General features: G+C 56.3%; 10 protein-coding genes and 3 pseudogenes. 7 read left to right on the top strand and 6 right to left on the bottom strand.

What is annotated here, in order from left to right; genetic code table 11:
- Nucleotides 1-236: 236 nt before the first annotated feature.
- Nucleotides 237-407 (bottom strand): hypothetical protein, encoded by a 171-nt coding sequence (locus HJC04_RS32160; RefSeq protein ID WP_259668789.1) that lies wholly within the window; start codon nucleotides 405-407, stop codon nucleotides 237-239.
- Between HJC04_RS32160 and HJC04_RS00810 the strand changes: the two are divergent.
- The 5 genes and pseudogenes from HJC04_RS00810 to HJC04_RS00790 all read left to right on the top strand — a co-directional run.
- Nucleotides 369-980 (top strand): annotated as a pseudogene (locus HJC04_RS00810) (recombinase family protein); the annotation flags it as partial. The gene HJC04_RS32160 and the pseudogene HJC04_RS00810 overlap by 39 nt on opposite strands.
- A gap of 198 nt (nucleotides 981-1,178) precedes the next feature.
- Complete coding sequence (locus HJC04_RS32155) at nucleotides 1,179-1,460, top strand: pentapeptide repeat-containing protein (protein WP_221123353.1); 282 nt, start codon at nucleotides 1,179-1,181, stop codon at nucleotides 1,458-1,460.
- A 370-nt stretch (nucleotides 1,461-1,830) separates the two neighbouring features.
- Nucleotides 1,831-2,994, top strand: a complete 1,164-nt coding sequence (locus HJC04_RS00800) for a hypothetical protein (RefSeq protein WP_221123354.1) — start codon at nucleotides 1,831-1,833, stop codon at nucleotides 2,992-2,994.
- On the top strand, nucleotides 2,991-5,237 hold the full coding sequence (locus tag HJC04_RS00795; RefSeq protein ID WP_221144610.1) for a ThiF family adenylyltransferase: 2,247 nt from the start codon (nucleotides 2,991-2,993) through the stop codon (nucleotides 5,235-5,237). The genes HJC04_RS00800 and HJC04_RS00795 overlap by 4 nt, the downstream gene beginning before the upstream one ends.
- Nucleotides 5,212-6,423 carry a patatin-like phospholipase family protein gene (locus HJC04_RS00790; protein ID WP_221123356.1) on the top strand — a complete coding sequence of 404 codons (1,212 nt, stop codon included), beginning with the start codon at nucleotides 5,212-5,214 and terminating at the stop codon, nucleotides 6,421-6,423. Before HJC04_RS00795 ends, HJC04_RS00790 begins: the two co-directional genes overlap by 26 nt.
- 121 nt (nucleotides 6,424-6,544) lie before the next feature.
- Here the strand turns inward: HJC04_RS00790 and HJC04_RS00785 are convergent, their stop codons facing one another.
- Both HJC04_RS00785 and HJC04_RS00780 read right to left on the bottom strand, forming a co-directional pair.
- The gene (locus HJC04_RS00785) at nucleotides 6,545-7,969 is read right to left on the bottom strand and encodes a TIR domain-containing protein (RefSeq protein ID WP_221123357.1); all 1,425 of its coding nucleotides are present in this window, start codon (nucleotides 7,967-7,969) and stop codon (nucleotides 6,545-6,547) included.
- A 229-nt stretch (nucleotides 7,970-8,198) separates the two neighbouring features.
- Nucleotides 8,199-9,746, bottom strand: a complete 1,548-nt coding sequence (locus tag HJC04_RS00780) for a hypothetical protein (protein ID WP_221123358.1) — start codon at nucleotides 9,744-9,746, stop codon at nucleotides 8,199-8,201.
- A gap of 492 nt (nucleotides 9,747-10,238) precedes the next feature.
- On the opposite strand from HJC04_RS00780, the gene HJC04_RS00775 reads away from it, so the two are divergent.
- Together HJC04_RS00775 and HJC04_RS00770 are read left to right on the top strand one after the other, a co-directional pair.
- The gene (locus tag HJC04_RS00775) at nucleotides 10,239-11,765 is read left to right on the top strand and encodes an AAA family ATPase (RefSeq protein ID WP_221123359.1); all 1,527 of its coding nucleotides are present in this window, start codon (nucleotides 10,239-10,241) and stop codon (nucleotides 11,763-11,765) included.
- A complete protein-coding gene (locus HJC04_RS00770; protein WP_221123360.1) occupies nucleotides 11,762-12,655 on the top strand; it encodes an HNH endonuclease in 894 nt (297 codons plus the stop codon). The genes HJC04_RS00775 and HJC04_RS00770 overlap by 4 nt, the downstream gene beginning before the upstream one ends.
- A gap of 461 nt (nucleotides 12,656-13,116) precedes the next feature.
- On the opposite strand, the pseudogene HJC04_RS00765 reads toward HJC04_RS00770, so the two are convergent.
- From HJC04_RS00765 to HJC04_RS00755, 3 genes and pseudogenes are all read right to left on the bottom strand, one after another.
- A pseudogene (locus HJC04_RS00765) lies at nucleotides 13,117-13,814 on the bottom strand (IS3 family transposase); the annotation flags it as partial.
- An 8-nt stretch (nucleotides 13,815-13,822) separates the two neighbouring features.
- Nucleotides 13,823-14,602 carry a hypothetical protein gene (locus tag HJC04_RS00760; protein ID WP_221144608.1) on the bottom strand — a complete coding sequence of 260 codons (780 nt, stop codon included), beginning with the start codon at nucleotides 14,600-14,602 and terminating at the stop codon, nucleotides 13,823-13,825.
- Nucleotides 14,603-14,850: 248 nt separating this feature from the next.
- Nucleotides 14,851-15,197, bottom strand: a pseudogene (locus HJC04_RS00755) (DUF2726 domain-containing protein); the annotation flags it as partial.
- Between the last annotated feature and the right edge of the window lie 122 nt (nucleotides 15,198-15,319).

Raw genomic sequence — 15,319 nt, 5'->3', positions numbered from 1 at the left:
AGCCGAATATCGAAACGTTCGGAGGAGGGCAGGGGGAAGTGCCGACGATTGCGCGAGCGGCCTCTACGCGGAGTTTCGCCGCCATCGATGCCGTGCCCGAAATCGTCTCGTGGGATGACAGCGCACCATCAGTACCGCTGGTCGACCGTCTCCACGTCGAGAGATTTGCCACCATTCCCGGACTTCTCCCGCGCCGATCTGCACTAAACCACTTGCACCTGCCGTATCTGTACAAATCAGCTGCAGAGCAAGCGTTGTGCCAAATTCAAAGACCAGACCCGATAATTATCCAGCTCTGGCAAAAGCGGCTGATTGGGTATGCCCGCGTTTCCACCGAGGATCAGCTCAACGATGCTCAGGTCCAGGAGCTGCGCGCCGCCGGCTGCGATCTGATCCATCAGGAACATGGCTCAGGTGCTTCTCGTGCGCGGCCGGTGCTCCGGCGAAGTCCTGGTCGTTGTCCGTTTGATCGCCTGGCTCGCTCAGTCAGCCATCTCCTGCAGGTGATCGAAGATCTTGAGGGGGGATCATTTCCGCTCGCTGCGCGATCCGATCGACACCTCGACGCCGCAAGGCATGTTCTCGCTGCAAGTGCTCGGCGCCGTAGCCCAGCTCAAACGAGCGTTGATCTCCGAGCGCACCAAGGCCGGCATGAAGGCCGCAAAGGCCCGAGGTGGGCTCGCCGGAAACCCCGGGGTTCGCGAGCGCCGGCCGGAATCCAGGCGTGCAGTTTCGAAAGCGCGGGCAAAAGCGTACCTCGTGCGGCGGCTCCGGCCGCAGCACAGTTGCGATAACGTGGCGCGAATCATCAATCGCCGCGGTCACGACTGGACCGTCGAGCGATTGCGCCGAGCCGTTCATCGGATGGCTCGCGAGAAGCTCGCGGATCCCGGAACTGCTGGCGCGCTTTCCTCGCTCCGAAGGATCACTTGATGAAAGTTGTCGCCGCGATCGCCATCGCGGAGCCCGATCTGTCGCTGGACCTCTGTTGGACGAGGCTCGCCGGTCCGGACTAATTCGTGATTGAGCGCCATAGTAACAATGCGTGAAGGCTTTACTTGACATTGGTGACGCTTCACGACTAGGCATAAATTCGTTTGTATTCCCTCGAAAGAAAGTTCCAATGACCGACCGTCCCGCAATCCGCGGGCTTTTGCAGCGGTAGTGTCCATCGACGTGTGGCGGACGTCCTACGCAAATGGCACCGGCGAAGCCAACCTGCAATATCGACGTCGGCTTCTTTTAACCTTGCCGAACTGGCTGAAATTGCTGCACCTGGCGACCCAGCCTTCTTCGATGGCGCGCAGTTTTCGGGAGCAAACTTACGCGGCACGAACCTAACAGGTTTTCGACTGCAGGGAGCCGCCACGGCAGGAGCCGAAGTGCCGCGACTTGCCGACCTGAGGCAGAGCGGCGATTTAACTCTCAAGGGTACCACGGGGGAATCCTCGGCAATCTGATGCTCAAAATTTTCTTTCTTCTAGAGACATCAAGGATCTTTATCTGGCGCTTCCCGCAGAACAACAAAAGATCGATCCTGTTAGTTTTCAGATCCAGCTTAACCACATGGACGAGCCCCAGAATCTTACGTGATATGAGGGTTAAGTCTTTGCTCGGGCATCCTGCCGCATCTCTAAGTCCACGTTCTCTCGTCATGTTGATCTGCGATCGGCTATCCATGTAGCAACAACTGGTCCAAGGGAATACATGGTGCCGGTATGGATGCTTTGGTCGCGGGGGGAGATCCATTCAACTGTGCATAAGCTCTTTAAAGCTATTTATGCTACCCCCAATTGCGGTAGCATACGCACAGTAAAGCTGGAGCATTTCATGTTTGCAGACGTAGCCGGTCCCTCTTTCATCTTCTGGCCTGTTGGGTGTGGAGATTCGACAACAATCGTAGTTAGTGAGGATGAGGTCATCCAGATCGACATCAACGACAAACTCATGGCAGACGAGGAGGGAAACGAGCACATCCCCATTGTCGACGAACTTGTTGCAAAGCTACCTCAGCGCGACGGTAGGCCGTATCTTTCCTGCTTCGTGCTGACCCATCCGGACCTCGACCATTGCCGCGGCTTTGCGGATCTTCTCGACCGAGTGACCATCGGCGAAGTCTGGCACACCCCGCGAATCTTCCGCGAGTACGAGGACGAGCGCGATTTATGTCCCGATGCGCAGGCATTTCGGGAAGAGGCGCACCGGCGTGCAGAGCGCAGCATCCAAGCGGGAGGCGATCCGGGACCGGGGGATCGGGTGCGCATCATCGGCTACGCCAGTGAGCTCTTTGAACCCGGAGAAAGGTACTATGGGTTTCCCGAGGACGAATTTTACACGAGGCCCGGCAATCTAATCGAAACCTTGGATGGGATCTACGTTGGGGACAGATTCCACGCGTTCATACACGCGCCCTTCAAGCAGAGCCTAGCGGACGCTCGCAATGAGACGAGCTTGGCGATGCAGGTTGTGATCGGTCCCGGAAATCCAATTCGCGGACTGTTCCTTGGCGACCTCTCCTACCCATCCGTCATGCAGATCTTCGAGGAAACTCACGCGCATGGCAATGAGCACAGGCTCAAGTGGAACGTTCTTCTGTCACCCCACCATTGCTCCAAGAAGGTGATGTATGAGGACGACGTTTTCCAACAGGACGTCATGGACGAGTTTCAAGCGTGCCAACTCAGTCCAGGTTATATCGTCGCTAGCTCCAACGAGTTTCCGCACTCCAACAGCGCCGGCGACAACCCACCGCATAGGCGCGCGCGCAACCGATACGAAGAAATCGTAAAGGATAATTTTGTGTGCACCGGCGAGTTCAGCACGCCCGAGCACGTACGGCCGATCATCTTCGCCGCGACCAGTTCCGGAATGGTCCTCGACGGCGAGGACTACCAGATGTCCGAGGGCGCCGTGGCTACATTGGCGACGGCCGTTGCGGCAGCTCGCGGTAGCAGCGCGCCCCCCATCTCTAAGGTGGGGTTCGGGGTTGAATGAATTCGGAGGGACAGGGCTGGGCGCTGGAGCAGCTCCGGGAGATTGAACAGGTACCAGGGAATGCGTTCGAGATTGTCGATGTCTCGGACCCGACTCAAGTAGCATTGCCTCTCAAGGTGACGCTTTCCGTGAACTGCCGAGGCTATCGGCGCGTTGACGGCGGGGTTCCGTTGCGGCCACGTGAGCGGATTCGCGTCGACGTGCCCGCCGGCTTTCCACTGGATCGGCCATCCGCCTATTTCACGCACAAACAATACGCGGAGTATCCGCACGTGCAGTGGGGCAATTACATTTGCCTGTACCAAGCACCGGAGACGGAATGGCAGGCGTCTGATGGCATGTTCGGATACATCGAACGCCTCCACGAATGGCTGGCAGCTGCCGCGTCGAACCAGCTCGACCCGATCGGAATGCCCTTGCATCCGCCCGTCACCTATACCACGAGCAAATTGCATGTTGTGCCTCGTCATGATGCGCCTGTGGTGGAACCGCCATTTTGGTCAGGGTTCGTGGAGATCGACCGCGAGACCGACATCGTCGTCGAACTCGGTCGGTGGATAGGAAGCGGAGAGGATATCCCTTCCGCAAGGCTCGCGTCAGCCATTTTGTTGTCAAGCGAGATGCCGCACGAGTATCCGAGCACGATGCTGGATCTGCTCAATGTTTTCGAAAGCCGCCACATTCCATTCCCACTGATACGCCTCACCATGTTGAAAGGAGTTCTGGTAGCGGAGGAGGGGAAGCCAGCGATCTTTATCATGGGAGCGCGCATGCGGGGAATTGCAGGTGAAGGACGGCAGCAACACTTGACCGCCTGGGTGATTGATCCGGAACAGGCTGCGAAGCTTCGGGTGGCTGCCATCGAGGCCACGCCGGAGAACCCGATAGACATCGAACAATTCTATGCATGGGCGGCGGACGCGAAGATCGAATGGTGCAGGGTACTAGAAGACAGGCCGGAGATCGTCGAGAGGCGTGATTCGGAGTCGCTCTCCAGTTGGTGGCGCGGGCGCCATGTTGCGATTCTAGGGTGTGGTGCGATCGGCAGTTCCCTTTCCGTCATGCTCGCGAGGGCCGGTGTTCGGAAGCTGCAGCTCTACGACAACTCCGTAGTCACGCCGGGTATCTTAGTGAGGCAACAATTTGATCGGCGTCAGATCGGTTATGGGAAATCGAGTGCTGCGAAGGTGAATGTTCTTAACGCTAATCCTGACGTCGAGACGGCATACTATCAAAGGGATGTGGCGGGAGTCCTGAGGGACGAGGAGGCGCTCGCGACCTTGATGGAAGCGGACGTTATCATCGACGCAACAGCCTCGACTAGGCTGGCGGCGGCTTTCGAGCACCGTTTTAAAACCACTCCGAAAACGCACCCACCGGTGATCTCGATGAGCCTGGGGCACAAATCCGATTTCGCGATGATGACTCTGTCCACGGCGTCGCACCCTGGCATGATGCTGGATCGCGACCGACGCAGCAAAATCGCTTTCGCCAATTCCGGCCGGGCGGCGGCATTCCTGGAGGAGTTCTGGCCGGCGTCTCCAGATCGCAATCAGCTCTTTCGCCCCGAGCCCGGTTGTTCGCATCCCACATTCCGAGGGGCGGCGGTCGATGTGCTGGCATTGGTAACAAGAATGACCAATATGGCCGCGAAATGGCTGAGCGAAGCGACAAGAGAACACGACAGGGTGTATGCCCTGAATCTTTCCAATCGCTCAAACACCAATTCACCGATCGAATTGGACGTCGACCTATCAGCAGACCGCATCCTGAACGATGCACGGCACGGTTATCAGATTAGGCTGAGCCAGACCGCATTGAGCACCATGATCTCATGGATCCGGCGTTCCGAGCGCGTGAACGGCAGCCGAGCCGAGACAGGCGGCCTCCTGTTCGGTCAAGCAGACGAATTCCTCAAAGTGATATGGATAGACGAGGTGAGCGGCCCTCCGCCCGACTCCTTCGCTTCCCCCCTAGCCTTCATTTGCGGCACTGCTGGCCTCAACGAACTACACCAGGAGAAGAAGCGACGAACTCGGGGATCAGTCGGTTTCGTCGGCATGTGGCACACCCACCCTTACGGCGTCCCGGTTCCCAGCACCACCGATCTTAAAGCCATGGAGAAGCTCTTGGCGGGGAACGACTATCTGGGTCGCCGCTTCTTAATGATGATCGTCGGGGGCGCTCAGAGCTCCTATACAATTTCGGGGAACGTCTTTGAACGCGCCGAATACCGCCATTAGGGGGCAGAACCTGCAACCGTATATCGGCTTGGCGCTGTCCGGCGGCGGCGCAAGGGCCATGGCTTTTCACTTAGGTTGCATGAGAGCGCTTCGCGATAGGGGCATTTTGACAAACGTGAGGGTGATATCGTCAGTATCCGGCGGAAGTGTGCTGACAGCTTGCTACGCCTATCAAGACGAAGACTTCGAGACCTTCGATCGGGCTGTAGTTGAGCTGCTGAAGCGCGGGATTCAAGGCAGCATCGTCAGACACGCCTTCCTCAGCTTTCAGCTACCCAAGATTCTAGGTACCGTGCTCATTACAGGGCTTGGCTCGATGCTTCTTGGCGCTGTGTCGTTCACGCTGTCTCGGCTCCGGCGGTACCTGGGAGCACCCACCAGATCAATTGAGCAGTGGATTTCGAGTGCATCGCAAAGCTTGCCAATCTGGGGCAGTTTGACGACGGCGTTCGAGTGCGCACTTGCGAAGGAACTTTTCGGAGACAAGACCGTAGCCGACGTGTCTCGGCCGGGCCTTGAGGTAATGATAAATGCTTGCGATCTTCGGACTGGTACGGCGTTTCGTTTCGGCTCCAAGCGATCATTCGGCTGGCGATATGGCGAAGTTATAGGCGATCCACCAAGCCTCGCGAAAGCAGTTGCTGCGTCGGCCGCCTTTCCCATATTGCTCCCGCCGTTGGTCGAGGCCTTCGAGTTCGACAGGAAGGGAACACGGAGCCGGCAAGTCCTCGCACTCACGGATGGTGGCGTTTTCGACAATCTCGGGGTCACCGTGCTGGAGCCAGGTCGTTCGCACGATATCACGCTGACTCACCCGGTCACCCACATCATTAGCTTAAATGCAGGCGCGGGGCAGTTCGAAGGGCTGGATACCCCTTTCTGGTGGATTGGCCGGGTGAAGAGATCCTTCGAAGCAGTATACCGAAAAGCGCAGGACGCGATGTATTCCCGGCTCCACAAGTACGTGGAAACGGGCGAGTTGGATGGCTTCGGCATGGTCTACTTAGGCCAGCAAGATGATAAACTGCCGTGGTCGCCACCGGATCTGGTACCGCGCGATGCTGTGAAGGACTATCCAACCGACTTCGCACCAATCTCGGAGAAAGACCTGGGCCTGCTCACATCTCGCGGGGAACAGCTGACTGGAATTATCGTGGACCGGTATCTCGCTGACTTGATGACCTGAAAGCTTCCCTCCGCGAAGCTGCTGGCAGAGACCGACGAGTATCCTATGGAAGTCGCCACAGCTCTGTCTTGCTCTTCCATTTTCAGTCCATGCACAATCGCGCGCTGGTATCGGGGTCGTTTTAGGGCTGAGTCGCGATGATCTCCACGCCCATTAACCGCGCCGGATCAAGCCTTCGGTAAGTCCACCGCGGAACTTCAAGTTTTTGTGTCCTGAAGTCCTCCGCAAGGTCAGTGAGAGCTTTCCTGTCAGTTATCCCGAGGGCCAGTTTCATCTGGCTGAAATACGCGGCGCTCCGAGCGCGTGCGAATACCTCGAAAGCCGCCGGCGAACTGCCCACATAGAACAGCGATTCGGGATACCAGAGCTCATCGCATTGCTTCAGCACGTTCTTGATGTAGAGGACAAAGTCGGCCTGCATGAGATCATGCAGGCGAATGATGCTACCGTTACAACGCTGGGTAAGAAGGTCTGCGTGCAGTGAGGCTCTGTTGAGCCCCAGTCGCCTATTTCGTGTTTCGAACGACCGTAGGTGCCTATTGATCGTGCAGTAGCTAACCATCTCGTTGCTGCGACGCTCCGAGGGTTGATAAAAATCGGCGGTCAATGTGCCGATCCAATCAAATCGCTCATTTCGGAGCGCGATTGCTATCGTGTACAGATAAAGCTCGTGGACGAGAAATGCGAAATTATCAAAGTCCCAGTCCTGCCAGCTGTTCACATTCGCTGGCCGATCCAAATACGGGATCAGCTTTTCGATAAAACGGTGAATCTGCCGAGCCGACTCGAGCTCCGGCCTGTAAAGAGCGAGGTCGCTGATCAGCGATACTATCTCGTCGCGGTACGGCAAGAAATCCTCGATCGACTGCCACACAGCATCGTCAAAAATCTCGTGCTCCTCCCCCCTGATCCGCACCTTTTCGAACTCGGTTGCGACCGCATCAAAGAACTCCTTGACCGCTGGGACAGCGTTTTGGCGGCCGTTTCGGACAGCATCGATTGCGCGGCGATACTGAACGCTCACGGCAAGACGCTGCTGTTGGCGGCCGGATGCCAAAAACTCAGGCATCTTCCCGATTCCGGGCTTCTGATTAAGTCGCTTGTCAAAGACCCAGCGCAACAACTTCTCGAACTCTGCCGTAAAGGTGGCCGGATCACTGAGATCAATATATATGCGTGAAGCGTAATAGATTGGTAGGTAAGCTTTGCCATCATCGTCCCGCTCCATGACCACGGCAACGAATTTGCTTTGCTGCTGAGACGCGTAAACGTTGCTACTGATGATCTGCGTTTCCGTCCCGACTCCGCCTAGCCGTCCGTCGGCCTTTTCCTTGTAAATTCGATCACAGAATATCGCGACCTTTTTTATCTCTGGATCACTGATCATCTTTTCCATAAAGGCAGTGGAATCGTGGCCCTCTTGCAGGTCCCATTTATCAAGAATGACGTCGACTCCAGATTCTCTAAGTTGTGTGGCTATCTCTAGGACTCTGTTTTCGTAATCTTGACCGCTCCAGCTGTACGAAATGAAAAGTTTCGGCGTCATGGCTTCTCTCGCAACTATGTTTTGGGGCATGCGAGTTCGCTCGAGTTCGAGCGTAACTGCTTCAGGGAAGTAAGAAAGATCAATGTGTTCAGTTATTCTGAACCTGCATGAATTGAATAAACTCGTCCAGCGTCATTCGATCTCGATCGCACCGGGAAATGTTCTTACGCAGTTATTAGCGTGTTGATTGGGGCGGACGCTTTGTCGCCGGTCTCACCGGCACCGCAAGTCACCTCGGCGGCGTCGTATGGATGTCTGTCCTTGCGCCGGCACAAAAATCCAAAAAAACCTGGGTGAACTTGATATCGCTCGGGTCTGTATGATCGAAAGTCTCCACGGTTATGCCAATCTCTTTGAGTGCCTCGACGACCGCCGGATCGGGTGATGACGGCAGGAGGAGGAACTTGCCGGCCGTTCGAAGCTCGGGCATGAGCGATGGATATAAATGAAGTTGTCCAACGGCCCCGTGGATACTGCTGGCATTTGAGCATGTCTTGATCTCCACCAGGAAGTCGCGCCCGTCCGGCCTCTTAAAAAAGCCGTCGATTTCATATCCCAGCTCGTGGCGGCATTTCGACATTTCGATACCGCGCTCCTTCAGCTTCTTCGTCAACGTCAGCCAGACATCTCCGTGTAGTCGCAGAACCGTCTGTTCAGGTTGTGCTGCGCGTGGCCTTACAAGATAGGTTCCGCCGGTCTCGGTGGTTGATACGAAATAGCTCGGCGCAGGCCGCCTCTTTAAGCTCCCTGAGCTGGGTTGTCGGGCGAAATCACAGGCTCGAACAAATTGAGCGGTCGTCGCGATTAGTATATCCGTGGTTTCGGAAAGGGCGGCCACGACATACCACCCCGCGTCGACCGCGGTCTTCCCGCTGGCCACGGAAACCGAAGGAATCCCGCTTCGGATCGCGAACTGGGTTTCCGGGACGTTTCTCCCCGAGCGCCCATTTTTCTGGAGGCGACCTTTGCGCAACAGATAGGCGTTCCCTGATTTGTCCTTCGCTATCAAAGACAGGGAAGCGGATGGACTTGAGGGCTTAGTCTGGTTGACCTCCACGAGCCACGGCTGTTTCGGGGTTAGCTTCAATTTGGCCTGCTGGCCTTGCGAAACCGAGCTGAAGACGAAACCACCGAGATCGACATTGAAACCATCGCTGATCTTGGTGCCATTTTGGGTAAGGCAACTGGTCCAAGTCCGAAAAAGGAGATCCGCTTCTTCGGCATCAGTTACGTGCTGCAGTGCAGGCGGTTCCGTCAAAAGTTTGTACAGTTCGTCATATCCCGGGCGAAAGCTGTCGATTTGGGCGATGCTCCAATCCACCAGTTCGTCCAGGGACTTCGCCAAGCCAGCTTTGGCCGGAAGGACGCTCCAGAAGCCAGACTTCCTCGGTTCTTCACTGCATTCGATCTCGTACCGTGTCCGCAGCCACCGCTTGGCACCGACGGCACGATAAGTATCTATTTTCACCATGAAATCGCCCGACCAGTCGATGCCGACGGTGTAGGCGAGTTCCTCGGGGGCGTCAGATCTGGGATAGACTCTCCACCACGTATATGGGGAAAATTGCTTTCCCCTCATGATAACGTGCTTGGCTCCCTCGGTCCGACCCTCGGGAAATCGTCGTGCCTTCAGGCGTTCAGCCCAGACCTTTGTCGCTTCGTATGCGGTCTCCAAGCTCTTCTTTGCGTCTATCTCGGGTTGTGACGCAATCCAAGGCTTCTTTCCAAATTTGGTGAGTAGATCAAAGTGATCCTGGACGAAGGAAGGCTTACTCATCGGGGCTGCACTCAAGGTAGGGCCAACGGTGGGCGGATTCAATAATCACTTAAACCTATTAAGATTCAGCTATCAGGCCTCCAGGTGTCTCAGACTTAGCAAGCGGAAGGGGATGGGATCCAACGTCGCTGAACGCGACTGCCTTCCCATCGAGCACGCATGTGCCGACCCAGGCACATACCACGGCATCAGTTGATCCTCGAGAGCCTTCAATTCGTAAAACCTGGCTCCGAGGTCAGTTGGACCGAGTATCGGAGATAATCCGGAAATAAGTTCTTCAAGAGCGATGACGATCTCAGCGCAAACGCCAAGCACCTACATTCAGCGATCTTTGAACGAAGTGTTGGGCCAGTATCATCCGGTTCCCGAATGACCTTGATACCGGCGGCAGGGGAAACACTCGACCCGGAACAGGACGTTGTATTTTCCGATAATCAATCTTTTGGTAGCTGATTCTTGATATCCAATTTCCATTAAGAGTTGGAGTAATGCATGATCTTCTATGTCATCCCACGAAACATTCCTGTTCCTCATAGCGGCAAGAACGCTGCCTACCTAAGGATCGACTTATGGAATGACTACAGATTCGTGACGATGTTCGAGGTCGTATTGTTTGACGAAAACGGTCGACGGCATAAGCTAGGTAACGTGAAAATCGGTTTTGCTGGCCAAACAGCATCAACCGCGACTCACGCGACATTAGGCGAAAGCTTCACCGAACTGGATAACCCCTTCTTCTCATTGGGCGATGACGCGGACTATTACAAAATCCTAAGTGAAAAAGTATCAGACGATTGCCGGCGCGCGTATCTGAACGCGCTCAGGGACATCGTATATGCCGATGATGCACTGACGACTGCCTCAGGGCAGGAGGTCTTCAGGACATCGCTTTTGCGATCCGTCAGCATGACCACGATTACCGGACAATACAAACGTATTCTTGGAGGCGGGGCAGAGCTGACCGATTTTGACTTCGGCTACATGCGGCTGAAAAGTGATACGTATGCTGGCGTCGATCTAGGCTTCAAGGTGACCGCAGCTTCAAAGCCCAACACGAACGTTCACGCGATTATCGGCAGGAATGGTGTGGGTAAGACCACGTTGCTGAACGATATGATCGACGCGATCATGACTCGCCCTGACCAAAAAGGCGGATTTTATAACGACAGTATCTTCGGAAGAACGGCCATTCCTCCCAATTATTTCGCGGGCCTGGTGTCAGTGTCGTTTAGCGCGTTCGATCCATTCGACCCGCCGGAGGAGCAAGCTGATCCGGAGGCTGGACCGAAATACTCCTACATCGGCCTGAAACAGACGGGCGGAGAATTTGGGAAGCTGAAAACACTGTCCACTCTGCAACACGAGTGCGTGAGCAGCATTGGAGAATGCTTTGCCGACCGAAACAAGCGCGGGCGGTGGATCAAAGCAATTTCGACTTTGGAATCCGACGAAAATTTTGAACGGATGAACCTCAAGGCGCTTGCTATCAGCGAAGACTGGAGAGCCGACGCCGCTTCGCTCGTGACACGCATGAGTGCCGGCCACGCGGTCGTGTTGTTGACGATGTCAAAGCTTGTGGCCCGCGTCGAGGAAAAGACAGTCGTCCTACTCGACGAACCCGAAAGCCACCTGCATCCGCCGCTTCTTTCTGCATTCACGAGGGCGCTCAGCGGACTGCTCCAGGACCGCAACGGCCTCGCGATCATCGCAACTCATTCGCCGGTCGTGTTGCAGGAAGTTCCCAGGTCCTGCGTATGGATCATCACTCGTTCTAGATTGTCGGCATCTCAGTCTAGGCCGACACTTGAGACGTTCGGTGAGAACGTGGGCGTTTTGACACGGGAAGTGTTTGGCCTAGAGGTGGCCAAATCTGGATTTCACTCGCTTCTCGCGCGCGAAGTGGCATCGGGGCAAAATTATGAGGCGATCTTACAAGAATACGATGGTCAACTTGGCCTTGAAGCTAAGGGTATCTTGCGGGCCATGGTCTCAGAAGCGCAGTCGGGTTCTGATCTATGAAACAGCTTAGCCGGCCCAACTACAACGCGCTACAGATTTACCTACGCTGTGTCGGCGAGGTCAATGACGAGGTTTTGCGGACCAAGTACCTGGACAATCAGGGAGAGATCGACCAATCGGTGCTCGACTTCGACGCGGCTTCAGCTACCAGGAGCTGGTATGCTTTGCCGCGCGCCGGGCGTGGAGACCCCCAGGTCGTCATCAGAGGCACGCTGACGAAAGGCGAGCTTGTCGCACTTTATGGCGACTATCTTGTAGGCGGCGAGCATGTCCGTGAAGTCTACGACGAACTCCTCGTGTCTTCGGATGGCAAATGCCCGTTCTGTGGAGGGATCGGGCAAGTCCGAACCGTGGATCACTTTCTTCCCAAATCGAACTTCCCGATCTACTCAGTGCTACCTGACAACTTGGTCCCTTGCTGCCGGGACTGCAACACCGGAAAGATGGCCTCTTTCGCGTCGACACAGCATGAGCAAAGCCTCCATCCTTACTTGGACAGCCCAAGCTTCTTCACGGAGCGTTGGGTAATCGCAACTGTTACTCGCACGGATCCAATTTCGATAGGGTTCTCATGCTCACCGCCTGCAGGATGGGGCGATACCGACAGAAGACGAGCGGAAGCTCATTTCAATCAATATGATCTCGCCCGTCGCTATCGCATTCAAGCTGGGGCCGAGTTGGCCCGTGTCATTGACCTCCGCAAGAAGAGTCTTCGCGTTCTGAGCGCCGGTGAATTCGGAGAATACCTTCGTGAAAACGCCGACACCGATGCATACGATCTCAATGGCTGGAACCGGACGATGTATTGGGCGCTAGCCGGAACCGAATGGTTCCAATCAGCCAATTTCAGCGAACCTGCCTCATATCTGCAAGCGGCTATGGTTGCTTAGCCTTGCGACGGGCACCCTGCTGTATCTCAGACCGTCAGGAGGCGGCGCTGAGAAGTTGCTGCCGCAGGATTCGAACGGCATCTAGCGGTGCGTTGAAGCTCCGCCTGCGTGCCCTCTACCCAAAGAGATGGAAATGCGCCCGCCGCCCGCACCCGAGGAACTGCGCAGTTCGCGACTTCTTTGCAGGCTTTCAGGTTCATTTATAAGGCCCGTCTCCGCCCCGGCGGGTTCCGCAAGAGTGTGACTGCAGGACAGAGCGGGCTTCCCACGTCGCCTTGCGACCGCTCCATATGCTGCGCACGGAGCCAGGTTGAAGCCTTCTCCGCCGATTTCGGTTACGATCGCTCGTGCGACGCTGCTCTGCGGCACCATGACGCCGGTGCCGCCGCCACCGAAACGCATACAAGCCAGGGTGAAGTGCTACCCGATTTTGGGCCAGCGAGAGCTGGAATTTTCCGGGGTTAAGGCTCAGCTCGGCGGGGTGCCGATGAGCCGTTCATGAGCGAAATCGGCACCTTGTTGCCGATCGCGCTGTGTGGCCGGAACTCGTTATAGTCTACGCCAATCCTCCATCTTCAAGCGCGCGTCGTCAAGGCTCATGAACCAGTGAGCGTTCAGGCACTCAGCCCGGAACTTCTAGCTGTTGTCCGTCGGCTTGCCGGGACGGGAGAAGTCGAGCACGACACCCTTGTAATAGGCCCGCAGATCAAGATCTCGGGAGATGAATTCACTGCCATTATCGACACGAATGGACGCCGGATACCCGACTTGCCGGCATACTCGTTCGAGCGTTTGGACCACGTCCTCGCCTTTGTAGTTGAAGCGTGCATCGACTGCTGGCGAGAAGCGCGAGAAGGTATCGACCACCGTCAGCACCGGATCTTGCGCCCGGTGGCCAACTGGTCATGGACAAAGTCCATGGCCCACACATGGTTGGACTGGGTTGCTTCCGTGCGGTCGGCCCGAAGCTTCGCCTTGACCCGACGCTTGGGTACCTTGTTGCGGAGTTGCAGGTCCATCTCCTTCTAAGGCGATAGATTCGCTTCGGGTTGACGGGCCAGCCGTCACGCTTGATCAGGACATGCACACGCCTATAGCCGTAGCACACCCGTGTCTGGCAGACGTCTTTGATCTTCAGCTTCAGTTCGGCCTGCTCTGCGATTGATCTCACTCGGTCTCGTTGTCTTTCCGTGCCTTAAAGGCGCGGTACCATTCATCGAAGGGAATATCGTCCTGGTCTTCCGCCGTCATCTGCTCCCTTACCAGCTGTGACACCCTTCTTTGATTTTCGGGCTTTGCCATTTCGAAGTGGTAGCGGCGATTGGCTTCGTCGAAGAGGACGATGTCGACCACGGAGGGGCTGATGTCTTCAGGTCTTGGGAAAAGTGTCGACACCTGCCGCTTGATTTCGAGACTTGTCTGGCGGTCGACAAAGCCGATCTCGTTCTGGAGTTCGCAATATCGCGCCCAAAGTTCCGGCAGATGTGTTTGCAGGTGAGTAATCAATTGATCGACCTGCGCATCGCTGAATTCCAGATCACCATTCACCGTCGCCGACTGGTGCTGGTTGTGCATCTCGTCGAGATAGGCCCGAATTTTCTCGCGCCGCAGCTCGCGGTTCTCGGGCTTCCACGTGGGAAATTGCAATGCCTCGTAGTTGGCGAAGCGGAAATCCATTGCCCCGGCGCGGTAATGTTTCTGATGGAGGCCGGGGAACAGGTTTTCGATGTGCGCCATGAGGTGCGTGTTCATCGCATTGGTGATGAAGCCCTTCTCGGCCTCGTATTCGAGATAGGTGCGCCATGCGGTGGGATGCTGCGCCTTGTAGGACGCCCTGATCGCGTCGAGTTCCTCGCGCGACCATTCCTTAATGCCGAATGTTCGTCCGGGATTGGTCGAACGGATATTGAATGTCGGTGGTGTGCCTTGCCCATTCGTGTTAGTCATAAAGATGGCCTCTGAAGAGACGTTGGTCCTGCTATGCGCGCGCGTTTTCGTCCAGCCTGCACGCTGTCGACGATCTCATGGAGATCCCGTGGGATGCCTTTCCTCAAAGGGGCATGAAGAATGCATATTTGCCCTCCGCTTAAAAACGACTTATACGCGTTGCAGAGGTCAGGGAGTTGAGTTGGCGCCGATCTGCTGGAGTTGGATGTGGCGGTCGGATGCTTCGCACCGTCGTGCATCCCACGCCTCGCCACCACCTCGTAATAGCCGATCCCGGCGCGTCGCAGCGCGTCCTTCTTGACGGCGTCGCGCGCGGCCGCGGCTCCTTGATGGTGCGCTCCGCCCTGGTATTCGATGACGTGCCGCGGCTGGCGATTGCCGTCGACGAGGAGCAAGTCGACACGTTTGGAATCGATGCAACTGTAGGCGTCTGGGTCGGCACTTCGCAGGATCTCGCCTAAGGAAACCTGAGCCATCACCTGCCAGGACGAATTGCAGCCGATCACGACACTGTCGAGTTCCTGAAACACCCCGGCTTGCTTTTGTTCAGCAATGGCTGGATGGGGAACTTCGAGCGCATCACGATACGAAGTTGACATAGGCGCCCGCACCGTCCAATCGGCTTTGGCCGCCAGGCGGCGGTGAACCTCATCGGCCGCCGCGCCACACAGCATGGGTTTGACATGCCCACCCATCTTGGCCGGCGCCAAACCACGC

The organism is Rhizobium sp. NLR8a (assembly GCF_019685235.1).
Taxonomy (GTDB): Bacteria; Pseudomonadota; Alphaproteobacteria; order Rhizobiales; family Rhizobiaceae; genus Rhizobium.
The sequence above is the reverse complement of the archived record's forward strand: the minus strand, read 5'-3'. Positions and strand labels throughout refer to the sequence as shown.